At 66.9% G+C, this 18008-nt stretch carries 15 protein-coding genes and 2 pseudogenes; 3 read left to right on the top strand and 14 right to left on the bottom strand.

Annotated features, from left to right (window positions below; genetic code table 11):
• Positions 1 to 2: 2 nt before the first annotated feature.
• The 4 genes from trxC to uvrA all read right to left on the bottom strand — a co-directional run bounded on the left by trxC (position 3) and on the right by uvrA (position 8648).
• Entirely contained in the window at positions 3 to 440 is a 438-nt protein-coding gene (gene trxC, locus ACMGEZ_RS00405; RefSeq protein ID WP_436820274.1) for a thioredoxin TrxC, read from the bottom strand.
• 88 nt (positions 441 to 528) lie between these two features.
• Positions 529 to 1485 (bottom strand): tripartite tricarboxylate transporter substrate binding protein, encoded by a 957-nt coding sequence (locus ACMGEZ_RS00400; RefSeq protein ID WP_436820273.1) that lies wholly within the window; start codon positions 1483 to 1485, stop codon positions 529 to 531.
• 90 nt (positions 1486 to 1575) lie between these two features.
• The gene (locus ACMGEZ_RS00395) at positions 1576 to 2622 is read right to left on the bottom strand and encodes a histone deacetylase family protein (protein ID WP_436820272.1); all 1047 of its coding nucleotides are present in this window, start codon (positions 2620 to 2622) and stop codon (positions 1576 to 1578) included.
• Positions 2622 to 8648 carry an excinuclease ABC subunit UvrA gene (gene uvrA, locus ACMGEZ_RS00390; protein WP_436820271.1) on the bottom strand — a complete coding sequence of 2009 codons (6027 nt, stop codon included), beginning with the start codon at positions 8646 to 8648 and terminating at the stop codon, positions 2622 to 2624. The genes ACMGEZ_RS00395 and uvrA overlap by 1 nt, the downstream gene beginning before the upstream one ends.
• 168 nt (positions 8649 to 8816) lie before the next feature.
• Here uvrA and ACMGEZ_RS00385 point away from each other — a divergent pair, with 168 nt between their 5' ends.
• The gene (locus ACMGEZ_RS00385; RefSeq protein ID WP_436820270.1) at positions 8817 to 9929 is read left to right on the top strand and encodes an ABC transporter substrate-binding protein; all 1113 of its coding nucleotides are present in this window, start codon (positions 8817 to 8819) and stop codon (positions 9927 to 9929) included.
• Positions 9930 to 9976: 47 nt separating this feature from the next.
• On the opposite strand, the gene ACMGEZ_RS00380 is transcribed toward ACMGEZ_RS00385, so the two are convergent.
• The 8 genes from ACMGEZ_RS00380 to ACMGEZ_RS00345 all read right to left on the bottom strand — a co-directional run bounded on the left by ACMGEZ_RS00380 (position 9977) and on the right by ACMGEZ_RS00345 (position 15945).
• A complete protein-coding gene (locus tag ACMGEZ_RS00380) occupies positions 9977 to 10123 on the bottom strand; it encodes a hypothetical protein (protein WP_174263103.1) in 147 nt (48 codons plus the stop codon).
• A gap of 116 nt (positions 10124 to 10239) precedes the next feature.
• Positions 10240 to 11934, bottom strand: a complete 1695-nt coding sequence (locus tag ACMGEZ_RS00375) for an MFS transporter (RefSeq protein WP_436820269.1) — start codon at positions 11932 to 11934, stop codon at positions 10240 to 10242.
• A 142-nt stretch (positions 11935 to 12076) separates the two neighbouring features.
• Complete coding sequence (locus ACMGEZ_RS00370) at positions 12077 to 12721, bottom strand: 2-hydroxychromene-2-carboxylate isomerase (protein ID WP_436820268.1); 645 nt, start codon at positions 12719 to 12721, stop codon at positions 12077 to 12079.
• Entirely contained in the window at positions 12718 to 12975 is a 258-nt protein-coding gene (locus tag ACMGEZ_RS00365) for a DUF1289 domain-containing protein (protein WP_436820267.1), read from the bottom strand. The genes ACMGEZ_RS00370 and ACMGEZ_RS00365 overlap by 4 nt, the downstream gene beginning before the upstream one ends.
• On the bottom strand, positions 12972 to 13463 hold the full coding sequence (locus ACMGEZ_RS00360; protein ID WP_436820266.1) for a YbaK/EbsC family protein: 492 nt from the start codon (positions 13461 to 13463) through the stop codon (positions 12972 to 12974). Before ACMGEZ_RS00360 ends, ACMGEZ_RS00365 begins: the two co-directional genes overlap by 4 nt.
• 47 nt (positions 13464 to 13510) lie before the next feature.
• On the bottom strand, positions 13511 to 14431 hold the full coding sequence (locus ACMGEZ_RS00355) for a hydroxymethylglutaryl-CoA lyase (RefSeq protein WP_436820265.1): 921 nt from the start codon (positions 14429 to 14431) through the stop codon (positions 13511 to 13513).
• A 48-nt stretch (positions 14432 to 14479) separates the two neighbouring features.
• On the bottom strand, positions 14480 to 15409 hold the full coding sequence (locus tag ACMGEZ_RS00350) for a 2-hydroxyacid dehydrogenase (RefSeq protein WP_436820264.1): 930 nt from the start codon (positions 15407 to 15409) through the stop codon (positions 14480 to 14482).
• Positions 15410 to 15483: 74 nt separating this feature from the next.
• Positions 15484 to 15945, bottom strand: a complete 462-nt coding sequence (locus ACMGEZ_RS00345; RefSeq protein WP_436820263.1) for a CesT family type III secretion system chaperone — start codon at positions 15943 to 15945, stop codon at positions 15484 to 15486.
• 81 nt (positions 15946 to 16026) lie between these two features.
• Between ACMGEZ_RS00345 and ACMGEZ_RS00340 the strand changes: the two genes are divergently transcribed.
• Entirely contained in the window at positions 16027 to 17361 is a 1335-nt protein-coding gene (locus ACMGEZ_RS00340) for a hypothetical protein (protein WP_436820262.1), read from the top strand.
• A gap of 13 nt (positions 17362 to 17374) precedes the next feature.
• On the opposite strand, the gene ACMGEZ_RS00335 is transcribed toward ACMGEZ_RS00340, so the two are convergent.
• A complete protein-coding gene (locus ACMGEZ_RS00335) occupies positions 17375 to 17524 on the bottom strand; it encodes a hypothetical protein (protein ID WP_436820821.1) in 150 nt (49 codons plus the stop codon).
• Positions 17493 to 17612, bottom strand: a pseudogene (locus ACMGEZ_RS00330) (tripartite tricarboxylate transporter substrate-binding protein); the annotation flags it as partial. The gene ACMGEZ_RS00335 and the pseudogene ACMGEZ_RS00330, both read right to left, overlap by 32 nt.
• Before the next feature lie 33 nt (positions 17613 to 17645).
• On the opposite strand from ACMGEZ_RS00330, the pseudogene ACMGEZ_RS00325 reads away from it, so the two are divergent.
• Positions 17646 to 17855, top strand: a pseudogene (locus tag ACMGEZ_RS00325) (IS481 family transposase); the annotation flags it as partial.
• Positions 17856 to 18008: the final 153 nt, after the last annotated feature.

The raw sequence follows: 18008 nt of genomic DNA, 5'->3' as shown, positions 1-18008 counted from the left end.
ACTCAGCCCAGCTGCGCGCGAGCCCAGCGCACGATATCCGCCGGGCCCATCGCACCGGCCTGGCGCGCGATCTCGCGGCCGCCGCGGAACAGGGCCAGGGTCGGGATGCTGCGGATGTTGAAGCGCGTGGCCAGCGCCGGCACCGCTTCGGTATCGACCTTCGCCAGGCGCACCTGCGGCTCGAGCTGCGCCGCCGCCTGCTCGAAGCCCGGCGCCATCTGACGGCAGGGGCCGCACCAGGGCGCCCAGAAGTCCACCAGCACCGGGATTTCATTGCGGCCGATGTGGCGCTCGAAGGCCGCCTGGTCCAGCGCGGTCGAATGGCCGGTGAAGAGCGGGCGGTGGCAGCTGCCGCAGTCGGGCGCGCTGCCCAGCTGTGCCTGGCGCACGCGGTTGGTGGTGTGGCAATGCGGACAGACGACGTGCAGTGATTCGTTCATCGGGAACTCCGGCGCGGTCATTCCCGGGAACTGGGGCCGGACGCAGCAAATGCAAGCCGGGCTGCTTCGGCACCAGCCCCCACCAGCTTTACTGCGGCTTGGCCAGGCCGAGCTTCTCGATGAGCGCCTTCTCCCGCGCGAAGGTGGTCTGCGCGAACTTCGTGTAGTCGGCCGAGCTCATGTAGATGGGAAGCATGTCGTAGCGGCCCAGCGCGGCCACGTAGCTGGGCTCTTCCATCGCCTGCTTGAAGGCATCGTGCAGCTTCTTCACCACCTCGGGCGGCGTGCCCTTGGGCGCGCCGATGCCGAACGGCGAGTTCTGCACGATGTCGAGACCCAGTTCCTTGAGCGTTGGCGCATCTGGGAACTTCGCCAGCCGCTTCTCGCCCCAGGTGTTCAGCACGCGCAGCTTGCCCGCCTCCACCTGCGGCGCGAAGCCCGTGCTGTCGGCCGCGGCCATCAACTGCCCGCTGAGCACAGCGAGCATCAGGTCGGCGCTGCCCTTGTAGGGCACGTGCTGAAGTTCGATGCCCGCCTTCTGGGCGATCAGCTCGGTGGTGAGGTGCGGACTGGTCAGCGTGCCGGTGGAGCCATAGGTCAGCTTGCCGGGGTTCGCCTTCGCGTAGTCGACGAAGTCCTTCCAGCTCTTGAGCGCGCTGTCGGCGGGCACCACGATGCCGAAGGCATAGCCGGTGACGTTGATCACATAGCTGATGTCCTTCACCGGGTCCCAGTTGATCTTGGTCGTGTAGGGCAGGCGGAACACCCCCAGCGGGATCTGCGCGATGGTGTAGCCGTCCGGCTGCGCGGTCTGCAGTGCCTGCGCGGGCAGCGTGCCGCCGGCGCCGGGCTTGTTCTCCACCACGATGGGCTGGCCGATGATCTTGGAGGCGTTTTCGGCCAACTGGCGCATCGTGATGTCGGTGGGGCCGCCGGCCGGGAAGGCGATGACCAGCTTGATCGGCTTGACGGGAAAACTCTGGGCGTGCGTGGCGGCGGCGGCCAGGCCGAGCAGGGCGGCGCACAGGAGGGAACGGCGAAACATGGGACAGCTCCAGGACAGAAAGGCCTGTCATTTGGCCGCGAGGCCGTAGCGCGGGCAATCCGGGCTGACCCCTGGCCTGTCGCCGGAGCGTCAGGCCGCCTGCTGCACGAAGCCCTCGAGCACGTTGACCGCGTTGACACCCACCTCGGCCACCGCATAGCCGCCCTCGAAGACGAACACGGTCGGCAGCCCAGCACGCGCCAGGTCCTCACCGACTCGCAGGTAGTCGGGCGTGGCCAGTTGAAAGCCTGCGATCGGATCTCCGGCGAAGGTGTCGAGCCCCAGAGAGACGACCAGCGCCCCAGCGCCGAACCCGGCGATGCCCGCGAGCGCAGACTGCAGCGCCTCGCGCCACGGAACGAACCCGGTCCCGCGCGCCAACGGCAGGTTTCGGTTGAAGCCAAGCCCGGCGCCGGAGCCCCGCTCGTCCGCATAGCCCAGGTAGTACGGGTATTCGGTGTGAGGGTCGCCGTGGATGCTGGTGAACTGCACGTCGGCGCGCTCGTAGAAGATCGCCTGCGTGCCGTTGCCGTGGTGGTAGTCGATGTCGAGCACCGCCACCCGGTCGACCCCGGCGTCGCGCAGCGCCTGCGCCGCGATGGCGGCATTGTTGAGGAAGCAGTAGCCGCCGAAGAAATCCGCGCCCGCATGGTGGCCCGGCGGACGCGTCAACGCAAAGGCGGCGCGGTCGCCAGCCAGCACATGCGCCACCGCCGCGAGCGCGCAGCCGGCGCCGGCGCGTGCCGCGGTCCACGTGCCGGCCGTGAGGGGCGTGCCGGCGTCGTAGGAGAACAGCCCCATGCGCGCAGGGAAGCTCGCGGGCAGCACGTCCGAGCGGAAGCTCCGGATCGGCCAATAGGAGGGGAGCGCATCCCGCTGCGCGTTGGCCGGATCGAGGGCCACCCATTCTTCCCACGCGCCGGCGAGAAAGTCGAGGTATCTGGGCGCATGCACGCGCGCCAATGCGGCCTCGTCGACCTCGTCCGGCGTCTCGATGACGCCGAGCCCGCGCCGCTTCAGTTCCTCCAGCACGTAGTCCACGCGGGCCGGCACTTCGAAGCACGGCACCAGCTCGCCGCGGAACATCTCCACCTTGCCGTGGTGCAAGGCGTGGCGATCGTTGTAGAAGGTCCGCATCAGGCCTCGCGACGCATCGGTGCCGGCGCGGTCTGCACCGGCAACTGCACCACCTCATGCCGCCCCGCGCCGCGCGCCAGCACCGGCGCCAGCGCGACACCCGTGTGCGTGCGCAGCCGCACCACCTCTTCCGGCGGCGCCGCCGCCACCACCCGCCCGCCGCCATCGCCGCCCTCGGGACCGAGGTCGATCAGCCAGTCGGCCTCGGCGATCACGTCCAGGTCGTGCTCGATCACCACCACGCTGTGCCCGCCGTTCACCAGCCGGTGCAGCACATGGATGAGCTTCTCGACGTCGGCCATGTGCAGGCCCACCGTCGGCTCGTCCAGCACGTAGAGCGTGTGCGGCGCCTTGTTGCCGCGGCGCGTGACGTCGTCGCGCACCTTGCTGAGCTCGGTCACCAGCTTGATGCGCTGCGCCTCGCCGCCCGAGAGCGTGGGCGAAGGCTGGCCCAGGGTGAGATAGCCCAGGCCCACGTCCTTGAGCAGCTGCAGCGGGTGGCTGATGTTGGGCATGGAGGCGAAGAACTCCACCGCCTCGTCCACCTCCATCTGCAGCACGTCGCCGATGCTCTTGCCGCGCCAGCTCACGGCCAGCGTCTCGGCATTGAAGCGCGCGCCATGGCAGACCTCGCAGGGCACCTTGACGTCGGGGAGGAAGCTCATCTCGATGGTGCGCACGCCCGCGCCTTCGCAACCCGGGCAGCGGCCTTCGCCGGTGTTGAAGCTGAAGCGGCCCGGGCCGTAGCCGCGCGCCTTGGCTTCCAGCGTGTCTGCGAAGAGCCTGCGGATGGTGTCCCAGAACCCGATGTAGGTGGCGGGACAGCTGCGCGGCGTCTTGCCGATGGGCGTCTGGTCGACCTCGAGCACGCGGTCGATGGGCTCGTAGCCTTCGATCCTGGCGCAGCCGGACCAGGCGGGACGCTTGCCGGCGGCGTCGGCGTCGCGGCCGGCCTTGGTCATGCGCTGCACGACGATGGCATGCACGTTGGCGAGCAGCACGTCGCGCGCCAGCGTGGACTTGCCGGAGCCGCTGACGCCGGTGACAGCGACCAGACGGTTGAGCGGCAGGGTCACCGTGACTTCCTGCAGGTTGTGCAGATCGGCGCCGTGCACCGTCAGCCAGCGCAAGGCTCCCTCCCCTTCCGGGGGAGAGAGAAGGACAGCCCGCCTCGACTGAAGCGGGTGCTTGATCGCATCGCGCAGGTAGCGCCCGGTCTGCGATTCGTTCGCGGCCTCCAGGTCGGCGACGCTGCCTTCGGCCACCAGCCGCCCGCCGCGCTTGCCCGCGCTGGGCCCGATGTCGATGATGTGGTCGGCACGGCGGATGGTGTCTTCGTCATGTTCCACCACCACCAGCGTGTTGCCCTTCTCGCCCAGCTTGTGCAGCGCGTCCAGCAGGATCTGGTTGTCGCGCGCATGCAGGCCGATGGTGGGTTCGTCCAGCACGTAGCACACGCCCTGCAGGTTGCTGCCCAGCTGTGCCGCAAGGCGGATGCGCTGCGCCTCGCCGCCCGACAGCGTGGGGGCGCCGCGGTCCAAGGTGAGATAGCCGAGGCCGACTTCCTCGAGGAACTCGAGCCGGCTCCTGATCTCGGGGACCAGGTCGCGTGCGATCTCGGCTTGTCTTCCGGTCAGCGCGATGTGGTCGAACCACACGCGGATATCGGTCACGCTCATCCTTGCGAGCTGCGTGATGGCGATGCCGCCCTCGCCCCAGCCCTCTCCCGCCGGCGCGAGAGGGAGCAATCCGGAGCCCGTCGACATGCCCGCGCCGGGGCTTGACGCCCTCTCCCCGCCGCGGAGAGGGCCGGGGAAAGGGGCGCTGCCCTGGGCATCCCCGCCAAACAACACCGCCCGGGCAGTGCGGTTCAAACGCGTCCCCTGGCAAGCCGGGCACGCCACCTCCCCCACGTCCTCGGCCTCGGGCTCCGCGAAGGTCTGCTCCCGACCGCGGTTGTCCGCCGCCATCGTCGAGTCGTCGTAGACCTTGCGCTGCTCCTTCGTGAGCTTGACCCCCGTGCCCACGCAGTCCGGGCACCACCCGTGCTTGCTGTTGTACGAGAACAGCCGCGGGTCCAGCTCGCCGTAGCTGGTGCTGCACACCGGGCAGGCGCGCAGCGTGGAGAACACCTGGACGCGGCCGATGCCCAAGGTGGGCACGCCCGCCATCATGGCGCCGCGCAGGCCTGTGAGCTCGCTCAGCACATGCACCACGCCCTTGCCGTGCTCCAGCGCGCGCGCCAGCGCATCCCGCAGCTCGGCCTCGTTCTCGGGCTCCACGTCGAGGCTGGCCACCGGCAGCTCGATGCTGTGTTCCTTGAAGCGATCGAGGCGCGGGAATCCGGTCGTGGGCAGGAACTCGCCATCCACCCGCAGGTGCGTGAAGCCGCGCGGCCGGGCCCAGTCCGCCAGCTCGGTGTAGACGCCCTTGCGGTTGCTCACCAGCGGCGCCAGCAGGCCGATGTGCTGGCCGCGAAAGTGCTTCAGCAGCTGTGCCGCGATGCTGTCCGGCGTCTGCGGCTGCACCGCCGCGCCGTCATGAACGCAGTGCTGGATGCCCAGCTTGACGTAGAGCAGGCGCAGGAAGTGCCAGACCTCGGTGGTCGTGCCCACCGTGCTCTTGCGCCCGCCGCGCGACAGCCGCTGTTCGATGGCCACGGTGGGCGGGATGCCGTAGACCGCGTCCACCTCCGGCCGGCCCGCGGGCTGCACGATGCTGCGCGCGTAGGCATTGAGCGATTCGAGGTAACGCCGCTGGCCCTCGTTGAAGAGGATGTCGAAGGCCAGCGTCGACTTGCCCGAGCCGCTGACGCCGGTCACCACGCTGAACTTGCCGCGCGGAATGTCGACCGACAGGTTCTTGAGGTTGTGCTCGCGCGCATGGACGATCTGGATTGCATCGCGGCCGGCCGCCTGCTGCTGCCGCGCGCGCGCCGCATACGTGCGTGCCGCGCGCTCCGCCACCTTGTAGGCGCCGGGCCCGATCGCCAGCTCGTAGTCCACCAGCGCGGCGCCGGTCAGCGAGGCGCTGTTCTCGCGCACCTGCTCGGGGGTGCCCACCGCCACCACCTCGCCGCCGCCCTCGCCGCCCTCGGGGCCGAGGTCGATCAGCCAGTCGCTGGCGCGGATCACGTCGAGGTTGTGCTCGATCACCACCAGCGAATGGCCAGCGTCGAGCAGCTTGCGCAGCGCGCGCATCAGGCGTGCGATGTCGTCGAAGTGCAGGCCCGTGGTCGGCTCGTCGAACAGGAACAGCGTGCCCTTGCGCGCCAGCGGCTGCTTGCTGGCGCTGCCGTTCTTGGCCGCCTCCGCCAGGAAGCCCGCGAGCTTGAGGCGCTGGGCTTCGCCGCCGGAGAGGGTGGGCACGGGCTGGCCCAGCTTCACGTAGTCCAGGCCCACGTCGACGATGGGCTGCAGCACGCGCAGCACCTCGCGGTCGGCAGCGAAGAGTGCCGTGGCCTCGGCCACCGTGAGCTCGAGGATGTCGGCCACGTTGTGGCTGCGCCCGCCGCGCTCAATCTTCACCTCGAGGATCTCGGGCCGGTAGCGCTTGCCGTCGCAGTCGGGGCAGCGCAGGTAGACGTCGGAGAGGAACTGCATCTCCACATGCTCGAAGCCGGAGCCGCCGCACGTCGGGCAGCGCCCGTCGCCGCTGTTGAAGCTGAACTTCGAGGCCGTGTAGCCGCGCTGCCGCGCGAGCGCCGCGGTGGCGAAGATCTCGCGGATCGCGTCCCACGCGCCCACGTAGCTTGCGGGATTGGAGCGCGCCGTCTTGCCGATGGGCGACTGGTCGACGAAGACCACTTCGCTCAGCTGCTCGGCGCCGAGCAGCCGGTCGTGCGCGCCCGGCGTCTCGGTCGCCTTGCCGAAGTGGCGCATCAGCGCGGGCGCCAGCACGTCCTGGATCAGCGTCGACTTGCCCGAGCCGCTGACGCCGGTCACGCAGACCAGCCGTGCCAGCGGGAACTCGACCGTGATGTTGCGCAGGTTGTGCTCGCGCACGCCTTCGAGGATGAGGCGCGGCGTGTTGTCGCTCACCATGCGCCTGAAGCTCATGCCGATCTGCTTGCGCCCGCCCAGGTACTCGCCGGTCAGCGTGTCGGCATGGCGCAGCTCGGCGGGGCCGCCGTCGAAGACGATGCGTCCGCCGCGCACGCCGGGGCCGGGGCCCATGTCGATCACCCGGTCGGCGGCCAGCATCACCGCCGGATCGTGCTCCACCACCACCAGCGTGTTGCCGGCGTCGCGCAGGCGCAGCATGGCCTCGGTGATGCGGTTCATGTCGCGCGGGTGCAGGCCGATGCTGGGCTCGTCGAGCACGAACAGGGTGTTGACCAGCGACGTGCCCAAGGCGGTCGTCAGGTTGATGCGCTGCACCTCGCCGCCGCTGAGCGTGCGGCTCTGGCGATCGAGGGTGAGATAGCCGATGCCGACGTCGTGCAGGTAACGCAGGCGGGTGGTGATTTCGTCGAAGAGGAGCTTCAGCGCCTGCGTCTCCCCTTGTCTTGCTCCCTCCCCTTCCGGGGGAGGGTTGACGTGGGGGCTCGCAGGCTGTGCGACCGCCACCGGCCCCCACCCCTGCCCTCCCCCGAACGCGGAGGGAGCCGCCATGCCATCGAAGAACTGCCTCAATCTTTCGATCGGCAGCAGCATCAGGTCATGCAAACACAGCCCCGGCAGCGCCTCCAGCTGTTCGCGCGACCACTTCACCCCCACCGGCATGAAGCGCTTCGAGGGCGCCAGCACCGCATCCGCGTCTGCCTTGCTCCCGATGCGCCACAGCAGGCTTTCCAGCTTGAGCCGCGCGCCCCCGCAGGCCGGGCACGGCGTGTAGCTGCGGTACTTGGACAAGAGCACGCGGATGTGCATCTTGTAGGCCTTGCTCTCCAGGTAGCCGAAGAAGCGGCGCACGCCGTACCACTGCTGGTTCCACTTGCCGTTCCAGTGCGGCGAGCCCTCGATCACCCAGGCCTGCTGCTCGGGCGTGAGCTTGTACCAGGGCGTGTCGCGCGGGATGCCGGCCGTCTCGGCATGGCGCATCAGGTCGTCTTGCGCTTCCTTCCAGGCCGGCGTCTGGATGGTCTTGATGGCGCCGGCGCGCAGCGTCAGCTTGTCGTTGGGGATCACCAACCCCAGGTCGACGCCGATCACCCGCCCGAAGCCGCGGCAGGTCTCGCAGGCACCCACCGCCGAGTTGAAGGAGAACATCGAGGGGATCGGGTCCGCGTAGCGAATGTCCGTATCCGGGCAATGCAGGCCCGTCGAGAACTTCCACACCTCTGGGGATGAAGCAGCGGGGCGGCCGCCTTCGTCCGCCGGCAGCGCATGCGCGGTGAGCCGCCCGCTGCCCCGCTTGAGCGCCACCTCGATCGCCTCGATCACCCGGGCGCGCTCGGCGTTCGCCATTCGGAAGCGGTCGGCGACCACGTCCAGCACCTTTCGCGGGCCCGTGGGCGTGGCGATCTCGCGCTCACCCTGAACCCGGGTGAAGCCGCTGGCCGACAGCCATTGCGCGATCTCGTCGTCGCTGGTGCCGGCCGGGAGCTCGACCGGGAAGGTCAATACCACCCGCGGATCGCCGGCAGCTGCGGCGCGCGCCACCAGCTCGGCATAAATGGAGTCGGGCGAATCGTGCCGCACCGGCAGCGCCGTCTCGCGATCGAAGAGCTGCGCGGCGCGCGCATACAGCAGCTTCAGGTGGTCGTTGAGCTCGGTCATCGTGCCGACGGTCGAGCGCGAGGAGCGCACCGGGTTGGTCTGGTCGATGGCGATGGCCGGCGGCACGCCTTCCACCTTGTCGACCGCCGGCTTGTCCATGCGATCGAGGAACTGCCGCGCATAGGCCGAGAAGGTCTCGACGTAGCGGCGCTGGCCCTCCGCATAGAGCGTATCGAACACGAGGCTCGACTTGCCCGAACCGCTCGGCCCGGTGACCACCGTCATCTCGCCGGTGCGGATGTCGAGGTCGAGATTCTGGAGATTGTGCTGACGCGCACCGCGTATCCGGATGGAGCCCTGTGTCATGAGTGCCTTGGGGGTGGGGCAGACATTCTAGAAACCGGCGAGCGACAACGTGCAAAGCTTCACATGGCCGCCGGTTCGGCAGGGGTTTGCGCGGAGCAAACCGGGTACCGTGGGTGACTCAACGGACGGCACCTTTGCCTACATCGAACGTATTCAGGAGAAGCTCCCATGCACATGCGCCTGCTTTGCGCAACCGCCCTGCTGGCGCTGGCCAGCGCCCATGCCGCCGCGCAGGTCCTGGTCGGACAGACGGCCGGCATCACCGGCTCCGTCGCCACGGGCGTCAACGAAACCATCTTCGGCGCGCAGCTGGCGATCGATGCCGCGAACGCGCAGGGCGGCGTCCACGGCGAGAAGATCGAGATGCTGCGCATGGATGACGGCTTCGATGTCAAGCGCGCCGGCGAGAACGCCCGCGTGCTGATCGAGGAGAAGAAGGTGGTCGCCCTCTTCATGAGCCGCGGCACGCCGCACTCGCAGGCCGTCATTCCCTGGCTCGACCGGCACGGCGTGGCGCTCATCGCCCCCTCGACCGGCGCCATGGTGCTGCACCGGCCGCTGCAGAAGCATGTGTTCAACGTCCGCGCCACCTACCAGCGCGAAGCCGAGAAGGCAGTGGCGCACCTGCTGACCATCGGCCTCGAGCGGATCGCTTTGGTGCACGTGTCCGACTCCTTCGGGCAGGACGGGCTGGAAGGGGCCATGGCGGGGTTCACGAAGGCGAAGGCCAAGCCCGCGGTGGTGCTGCCGACCGACCGCGACAAGCCGGACTACGCGGCCCTCGTGCCGCAGATCGCGGCGGCCCAGGCCCAGGCCGTGGTGTGGATCGCCTCCAGCACGGCGGTGGCCGATGGCGTCAAGGCGCTGCGCGCGGTGGGTTCGGCGGCCCAGGTGGTCACGCTGTCGAACAACGCCTCCTCGGGCTTCATCAAGCAGCTGGGCGACAAGAGCCGCGGCGTGATCGTGGCCCAGGTCTTCCCCAGCGAGCGCTCGATCGGTCACCCGATGGTCAAGGAGGCACTGGCGCTGGTGCGCGCCAAGGGAGGCCAGCAGGAACTGTCGCCGGCCGCGCTCGAAGGCTACGCCTCGGCCAAGGTGCTGGTCGAGGCCCTGCGCCGCGCCGGCCCCAAGCCGACCCGGCCCAAGGTGCTCGCGGCCCTGGAGAGCCTTCGCAACTTCGATCTCGGCGGCGGCCTGGAGGTGAGCTATTCGCCGCAGGATCACTCGGGCATCGACTTCGCCGATCTTTCGATCATCAGTGACGGGAAGTTCAAGCGTTGACGGTTCGGCACGCGAGAACGACGGCGTGCGGCAGGTCGACGCCCGCGCTACTTCGGGGCCGCGGCAGGCTCCGGCGCGTGCGTGACGTCGCCGCCGTGCTTCTCGCCCGACATGTCGACCTTGTCGCCCGCCTGCATGATGACGAAGAGCGAGATGGCCGCGAAGATGACGAAGCCGATGGCCAATTTCCACATGGTCTGAATCTCCTGGATGTTCAACGAAAAAGCCTCGCGCCATGGACACGGCACGAGGCCTCTTTGTTGAACAAAGGGCCGTGGCCCTTTGCTCAGTTCAGGTCGACTGGAAAGCCCTAGTCGTTCGCGTAGATGTCGACGTCCTTGGTCTCGCGGATGAACAGCGTGCCGACGACCAGCGTCATGCCGGCGATGATGATCGGGTACCAGAGGCCGTTGTACATGTTGCCGGTCGAAGCCACGATCGCGAAGGCGGTGGTCGGCAGCAGGCCGCCGAACCAGCCGTTGCCGATGTGGTACGGCAGGCTCATCGAGGTATAGCGGATGCGCGTCGGGAACAGCTCCACCAGCATGGCGGCGATCGGGCCGTAGACCATCGTGACCAGGAGCACCAGGTAGAACAGCAGAAGCACCACCATCAGCTTGTTCATCTTGGCCGGGTCGGCCTTGGGCGGGTAGCCCGCGGCCTTCAGGTCGTCGGCCACGCCCTTCTTGAAGGCGGCGATCTCCTTGGCCGAGGCCTCGTCGAACTTGTGGTTGACCACGTTGCCGGTCGGCGCCTCGATGGTCTTGTTGCCGATCTTGACCACGGCCTTGGAGCCGGGCGGGCCTTCGACGTTGTCGTAGCTCACCGAGTTCTGCACCAGGTAGCGCTTGGCGATGTCGCACGAGCTCTTGAAGTCGATCTCCCGCGCCACCGGATTGCCCTGGAAGGAGCAGGACTTGGGATCGGCCGTCACGGTCACGCCGGCGGTGGCCTGTGCCTTGGCCAGGTCGGGGTTGGCGAACTCGGTCAGCATCTTGAAGACCGGGAAGTAGGTCACCACCGCCAGCAGGCAGCCGGCCATGATGATCGGCTTGCGGCCGATCTTGTCCGACAGCGTGCCGAAGACCACGAAGAAGGGCGTGCCGAGCAGCAGCGCCGCCGCGATCATCAGATTGGCCGTGGTCGCATCGACCTTGAGCTGCTGCGTGAGGAAGAAGAGCGCGTAGAACTGGCCCGAGTACCAGACCACGGCCTGGCCGGCGGTGAGGCCGATCAGCGCCAGGATCACGATCTTGAGGTTCTTCCACTCGCCGAAGGACTCGGACAGCGGTGCCTTGGAGGTCTTGCCCTCGGCCTTCATCTTCTGGAAGGCTGGCGACTCGGAGAGCGACAGGCGGATCCACACCGAAATCGCCAGCAGCGCGATCGAGACCAGGAAGGGCACACGCCAGCCCCAGGTGCTGAAGGCTTCCTCGCCGAGCCAGGTGCGCACGCCGAGGATGACGATCAGGCTCAGGAACAGGCCCAGCGTGGCCGTGGTCTGGATCCACGAGGTGTAGGCGCCTCGCTTGCCGTGCGGCGAGTGCTCGGCGACGTAGGTGGCGGCACCGCCGTACTCGCCGCCGAGCGCCAGGCCTTGCAGCATGCGCAGCGCGATCAGGATGACGGGCGCCGCGACGCCGATGGTGGCATAGGTGGGCAGCAGGCCGACGATAAAGGTCGACAGGCCCATGATCAGGATGGTGACCAGGAAGGTGTACTTGCGTCCGATCATGTCGCCCAGGCGGCCGAACACGATGGCGCCGAAGGGCCGCACCAGGAAGCCGGCGGCAAAGGCCAGCAGCGCGAAGATGAAGGCCGCGCCCGCATCCAGGCCGCTGAAGAACTGCCTGGCGATGATTGCCGCGAGCGAACCGTAGAGATAGAAGTCGTACCACTCGAACACGGTACCGAGCGAGGAAGCGAAGATGACTTTCTTCTCCTCCGCGGACATGGGCCGAGGGACAGGCATCGGCCTTCCCTGCGAATCAAGTGTGGCTGCCATTTTTTGTCGTCTCCTGTTGTTCCCACGGCGTGGGGCGTGACGAATTGTTGGCGCGACGACTGACCCAGGGCTTTCGCCAAACTGAACCGGTGCTGACGATTTAAGGTGAAACCCGCAGCGCGGGTTTCAAGCTGTAGAAAAATCAGCGATTGCTGCTGCGCAGCAGCGTGGGGCGCCGCGGGGCGCCTTCCCAGTCCGGGCCATCGAACCAGGCGCTCCCGCGCAGGTAGTCGCCCAGCATGGCCAGCCCGTCGAAGCCCCAGAAGAGGCGGCCATCGACCTCGCAGGTGGGCACGCCGAACACGCCACGCCCGATGGCTTCGTCGGTGTTGGCCTTGAGTCGGGCCCTCACCTCCTCGCCGCCGGCATCGCGTTGCAGCCGCAACCGCGCAGCGAGGGCGGCCAGCCGCGCGGCATCGCCCGCCTCGCCGCCGCCTTGCCAGACATCGCGAAAGATCGTCTCGGCCACGTGGCGGTTGATGTCGCCGTCCGTCGTGGTGGCGAGCGCGAGCCGCAGATGCGGCAGCGGGTTGTAGGGATGCGTCGCCGGCATCTCCATCGGAATTCCGTTCGCCTGACCGAGCCACAGCACGTGGCGGTAGGTCCAGGACCGCTTCTCCGGAACCTCGGCGGGCCCGAGCTGGCCGTGGTGCTTGAGCAGCGCGCCCAGCAATACCGGCCGGTAGGCCACGCTGTAGCTCAGCCCTTCGAGCGCCTGCGGCAGATGCTCGAAGGCCAGGTAGGCGTAGGGCGAGATGAAGTCGAGATGGAAGGTGATGTGCTTCATGGGCGATCTTTTTCCGCTGAGTTCAGGAAGCCCGCATCCGCGCGCAGCTCGATGGATCGCCACACGCTGCGTTTGGTCGCGTCGTCTGCGCCGCTCCAGGCGGCGATCTCGTCGATGGTGCGCAGGCATCCTTCGCACAAGCCGCTGGCCGGGTCGATGCGGCAGACGGAAATGCAGGGCGAGGGCACGTCGCGTGCCGTCTTGCGCGCGGCGACGGCGCGGTCGGCCAGCGGATGGAGGGCATCCCAGCTCACACCACCTCCGCGACCGGCGCGCCGGTCAGCGCCTCGAGCTCCTGCGGCCGCAGCTGCACCACCGCATGCGGGTGCCCGGCCGCCGCCCAGACTTCGTCGAAGCGGAACAGCTCGCGGTCGATCAGCATCACCGGCGCCGTGGCATGGGCAAAGGGCGAGACGCCGCCGATCGAGAAGCCGGTCGCGCGCTTGACGAAGTCGGCATCGGCGCGGCCCAGCTTGCTGCCGACCAGCGCTTCGACCTTCTTCTCGTCGACCCGCTTGTCGCCCGAGGTCACGACCAGCACCGCCGCCTCGTCGCTCTTGCGTCGAAACACGATGCTCTTGGCAATCTGCGCCACCGAGATGCCCAGCGCATCGGCCGCCTGCTGCGCGGTACGGCAGGCGTCGTCGAGCATCCTTGGGGCATGCGGATGGCCAAGCGCCTGCAGCAGTCGCGCGACGCGCTGCACGCCTTCGGGGAGGGAAGTCAATTCAGCGCCGCACATGTATCGGGCATGCGTGCCTGGCGCGGGGGATGTTCGTCTTCATCGGCTCACCCCGCGCGCTTGGTGCGGATCGCCTTCGACACCCGCGAGTTCGGCTCGCGGCCGAGGGCCTCGTTGATGTAGACGCCGGCGTCGATCAACTGGTCGAGGTCGATGCCGGTCTCGATGCCCATGCCGTGCAACATGTAGACCACCTCCTCGGTCGCGACATTGCCGGTCGCGCCCTTGGCGAAGGGACAGCCGCCCAGGCCGCCGACCGAAGTGTCGAACTGCCACACGCCCATTTCCAGGCTGGCAAGGGTGTTGGAAAGCGCCTGGCCGTAGGTGTCGTGGAAGTGGCCGGAGATGTCGTCGATGCCGTAGTGCTCGAGCGTGGCCTCGAGTGCGCGCCGCACCTTCAGCGGCGTGCCCACGCCGATGGTGTCGGCCACACCGACATGCTGCACGCCGATGTCCTTCATCAGCTTCGCGAGCATGCCCACGCGCTCGGGCGCGATCTCGCCTTCGTAGGGGCAGCCCACCGTGCAGGACATGGCGCCGCGCACATGGATCCCTTTCTCGCGCGCCGCCGCCACCACGGGACGGAAGCGCTCGATGCTCTCGGCGATGGAGCAGTTGATGTTCTTCTGGCTGAAGGCCTCGCTGGCGGCGCCGAAGACCACGATCTCGTCGGGCCACTCCTCGCGCGGCGCCGCGATCGCTGCCTCGAAGCCCTTCATGTTGGGCGTGAGCACCGAATAGCGCACGCCGGGCCGGCGGCGGATGCCCTGCATGACCTGGGCGTTGTCGGCCATCTGCGGCACCCACTTGGGGCTGACGAAGCTGGTGACCTCGATCTCCTTCAGTCCGGCCTCCTGCAGGCGGTGGACCAGGCCGATCTTGACCTCGGCGGGTACGGCCTGCTTTTCGTTCTGCAGCCCGTCGCGCGGGCCGACGTCGACGAGCTTGACTCGGGTGGGGAGTTTCATGGGTGGGCCTTGCTCAGTGCTTCATTCAGGAATGCGGACATCCGCTTTTCAGTATCCCCGCTCCCGCTCGACCACGCCAGCCACAGGCTCACCGCGCTCGATCGCCAGGATCTTGCCGGCGATCTGGGCGATGGTGGCGTTGCGCATCGTGCGCGCCGAACCGTGCGGCGTCACCGTGATCTTCGGATGGCGCCAGAAGGGATGGTCCGCAGGCAGCGGTTCGACCTCGAACACGTCGAGCGTGGCGCCGGCGAGCTGCCCGCTCTCGAGCAGCGGGATCAGGTCGGCCTCGACCAGGTGCGCACCGCGCGCGACGTTGATCAGGTAACCGCCGGGCTGGCCGCCGTTCAGGCGCGACAGCGTCTGGCGATTGAGGATGCCGCGCGTGGCCTCGGTCAGCGGCAACAGGTTGACCAGCACGCGGGTGGCGCCGAGGAAGGCGTCGAATTCCGCCTCGCCCGCGAAGCAGCGCAGGCCCTCGATCGCCTTGGGCGAACGGCTCCAACCGTTGATCGGAAACTCGAATTGCGCAACCGCTTTCGCCACGCGCTCGCCCAGCACGCCCAGGCCCATCACGCCGACGGGAAAGTCCTCGCGCTCGCGCGGCTTGCGAAAGGCCCAGCGGCCTGCGCGCGCCTCGGCTTCGTAGAAGTCGAACTCGCGGAAATGGCGGATCAGCGCGTGGCACACGTATTCGGCCATCTGCACCGACATGCCGGCATCGTCGAGGCGCACGACCAAGGCTTCGGGCGGCAGCCGCAGCTTGAGCAGCGCATCGACGCCGGCACCGATGTTGAAGATGCCGCGCAGGCCCGGCTGCTCGTCGATGAAAGCCTGCGGCGGCGACCAAACCACGGCATGGTCGGCCTGCGCTGCGCCGGGCTGCCAGTTCTCGACCGTGGCAGCGGGCAGCGCAGCGCGCAAGCCCTCGATCCAGGCGTCGGGGCGATTGCCGGTGAGGCAGACAGTGATTCGCATGCTGGATGTCAGAGTCTTCGGCGAGTGCCATCAAATTGGAACGGGGACTCTACGCTGTTCCGTGGCCGCCTCGCCTACACCATCGCGATTGCAGCGGCCCAGTCCGGACTTGCCTGCGCCGCCTCGAATCCATCTTCCCGCCAGCGAATGGCCAGGTCCACGGCGTCGTCCAGGCGGTCGAGCAGAATGTCTGCGTTGAATGCCGCAATCTCGTCCTGAAAAGCCAAAACGATATCGCCGCTTTGCGAATCCATTCCAAGCGTGGCATTGCCACTGGCCAGCAGCAATGGATTGATTTCCAGCAACCTGCGATAGGCACGGGCGTCGTCAGCGGCGGGCTGGCCCAGACGCGCGTAGATGCTGAAGCGCCCGGGGTCGTGGGTATCGCCGTGAACGATCAGGAATGGAATGTCTCCCATCTCCATTTGAAAGGAGCATTGTTGTTCAGCATCCATTTCGAGATGGAGGTGCGCTTTCCCGAGGACATCGCAAACCTCCCGTGCCAGCGCGATGAAAGCGAGGCGATAGTCAGTCATATAAGTCAATATGCCTTTTCCAGGAGCAGACATTCAGGAAGCGGACCGACAAGGATTCGGACATGCCGCTCGACCGAGATCATGGAACTTTTCCAACCGCAGCGTTACGCAAGCTGCATGAACTTTACATCATCCCCCACCTCTTTTTCGTCTGTCGGTCACACCAACGCTTCGATATCTTTCAACAACAACACTACGGCTTTGGTGCCTGTCGGACAACAATCCAATGACCCGAAGAATCGGAGAGCGCGTCGCCACGAGGCGAAGATCCATGCAAAGGAGCAGCGACCGAAGTCCGCCCGCTATCTCAACGCAACGGAAAAGCAGAAGTTGGCGAGTGAACGGGCAAAGCAGCACTTCTTTGGGCCGCAGAGGCATAACACCGGCGAGCAGCAAAGCCCATCATCGGCAAACTCTACCTTGCCCATCGATGGGGCCGACTCTGCCGAACGGCCTCCCACTCTTTCGCATGAGCGCAACTTCATGATCGGCTCCTTGTCCCACCAGGCATGGAATGCATTCTCTAGCACGTGGAAATGGATCTCGGGCTCGCAAAGGATCGAGGCCTCGGGAGGAGAGGATGACAAGGAGCTTGCCCGTTACAAGGACTTGGTGGGACAGCTTCGGGATAAGGGAGTGAAGAAGATAATTTTGGCTGAAACCCACTATGCTTCGGCGAACATTGCCCTGATTGCCGGCACGGTATCTGGCGCAAACCAAGGGGGAGAAGGCATCTCCTACTATCGAGAGATCCAGGAGAAATACGAACGGGATTTACAGACAACCGCGGATAAGGACCTTGTCTTCCAAACGGTGCTCAAACATATCGTACTAGATCCTGCGAACGCTGCAGGCCCTGAAGTGGACATGCTGCGGGAGGAACTGACGAGTTCGCGGCGAGTAGAAGTGAAACCGCTGTCGTTCCAGAACCCGTCACGGATGGACATGCGTGAGTTTGTGAAGCACGATGGCTTCGACATCGCGAGCATGGGGACTGCACACGCGATGTTTGAGTTCGCAGGCAAAGACACCGTGCTTGTCCCATGGATGGGGTTGATTATGGCAAATCCCGCCTACAAAGCTCCGCGTTTTTCTGAAAGAGTCCAGAAGGATATGTTGGACGGCTTTGCAAAGGCACAGAAAAAAGCACCGACCGTGTTGATCCTCCAGAGCCAAGCCTGGGCCATTGGCATGAAAAGGGAAGATATATACCGTTACTACAACGAGGACAAAGGTCTTGTGGTTGTGGAGTTGCCGCTGTCGCCGTCGGTGAACGCAAGCATCATCGCTCCTCCATCACTGTTGGACCCACTCAAACTGTTTGCTGCCCAGCACCACGGCCGCGTGTGGATTCTCTGCAAGGGGATCGAGGGGTGCGAGACAGAACAAGAGCCAACGTCTCACGACGAGTTCTGACCAGCGACAGCGCCTAGTCGGCAGTGATCTTCCCCGTCTCGATCACCTTCTTCCAGCGGTCGTACTCGGCCTGCTGGTAGACGAATTGCTCCGGCGTATTGCCGACCACCTCGGTGGTGGCCAGTGCGCGCCAGCTCTGCAGTGAGGTGATCGGATGCGCCATTGCCGGACGAGGCGAAGCTCATGCGGCCCGGATGCGCCTTTTCATAGGCGATCACGTCGGCGAAAGACTTGTGCGGCGAGGATGCTGGGCGCGGCTTCACGGACCTGGTGCAAGCTCAAGAATGGAGTACGGGCCGGACGACCGGGTGCTGACAGTGGGCTGGAACGGCTGGGGTGCAGTTCGAGGGCCGCAAGCTGCGCCTGTCCAGTGCCTTGCACAGGCTGCCCGTGGCAATGCGCCCGGACCCCAGGCCGACGGCTGCTTCGACGCCTTCTTCTGTCATCACAGATTCATGCGCCTGAACCTGCGCCATTCTGCCGCTTCGGATTGAGCGTTCGAAGTGTTTACTATGTCCCCGCACACCTGTTACCCAGGTCCCCGGTCTATACAGCGGGACAAATACGAACAGCAGCGCACAGATCGAGCGTCCAGGGCCCCCACCCCAGCCCCACGCGTGACCGCGAGACGTGGTCACCCTTCGGTC

Source organism: Variovorax stachyos, from assembly GCF_051400855.1.
Lineage (GTDB): Bacteria > Pseudomonadota > Gammaproteobacteria > Burkholderiales > Burkholderiaceae_C > Variovorax.
Note: the sequence above shows the minus strand (reverse complement) of the source record. Positions and strands in the feature narration are given on the sequence as shown.

Excerpts from the sequence above, each read along its gene's own strand:
- trxC (WP_436820274.1), bottom strand. The coding sequence starts at position 440 with ATGAACGAATCACTGCACGTCGTCTGTCCGCATTGCCACACCACCAAC.
- ACMGEZ_RS00400 (WP_436820273.1), bottom strand. The coding sequence starts at position 1,485 with ATGTTTCGCCGTTCCCTCCTGTGCGCCGCCCTGCTCGGCCTGGCCGCC.
- ACMGEZ_RS00395 (WP_436820272.1), bottom strand. The coding sequence starts at position 2,622 with ATGCGGACCTTCTACAACGATCGCCACGCCTTGCACCACGGCAAGGTG.
- uvrA (WP_436820271.1), bottom strand. The coding sequence starts at position 8,648 with ATGACACAGGGCTCCATCCGGATACGCGGTGCGCGTCAGCACAATCTC.
- ACMGEZ_RS00385 (WP_436820270.1), top strand. The coding sequence starts at position 8,817 with ATGCACATGCGCCTGCTTTGCGCAACCGCCCTGCTGGCGCTGGCCAGC.
- ACMGEZ_RS00380 (WP_174263103.1), bottom strand. The coding sequence starts at position 10,123 with ATGTGGAAATTGGCCATCGGCTTCGTCATCTTCGCGGCCATCTCGCTC.
- ACMGEZ_RS00375 (WP_436820269.1), bottom strand. The coding sequence starts at position 11,934 with ATGGCAGCCACACTTGATTCGCAGGGAAGGCCGATGCCTGTCCCTCGG.
- ACMGEZ_RS00370 (WP_436820268.1), bottom strand. The coding sequence starts at position 12,721 with ATGAAGCACATCACCTTCCATCTCGACTTCATCTCGCCCTACGCCTAC.
- ACMGEZ_RS00360 (WP_436820266.1), bottom strand. The coding sequence starts at position 13,463 with ATGTGCGGCGCTGAATTGACTTCCCTCCCCGAAGGCGTGCAGCGCGTC.
- ACMGEZ_RS00355 (WP_436820265.1), bottom strand. The coding sequence starts at position 14,431 with ATGAAACTCCCCACCCGAGTCAAGCTCGTCGACGTCGGCCCGCGCGAC.
- ACMGEZ_RS00350 (WP_436820264.1), bottom strand. The coding sequence starts at position 15,409 with ATGCGAATCACTGTCTGCCTCACCGGCAATCGCCCCGACGCCTGGATC.
- ACMGEZ_RS00345 (WP_436820263.1), bottom strand. The coding sequence starts at position 15,945 with ATGACTGACTATCGCCTCGCTTTCATCGCGCTGGCACGGGAGGTTTGC.
- ACMGEZ_RS00340 (WP_436820262.1), top strand. The coding sequence starts at position 16,027 with ATGGAACTTTTCCAACCGCAGCGTTACGCAAGCTGCATGAACTTTACA.
- ACMGEZ_RS00335 (WP_436820821.1), bottom strand. The coding sequence starts at position 17,524 with ATGGCGCATCCGATCACCTCACTGCAGAGCTGGCGCGCACTGGCCACC.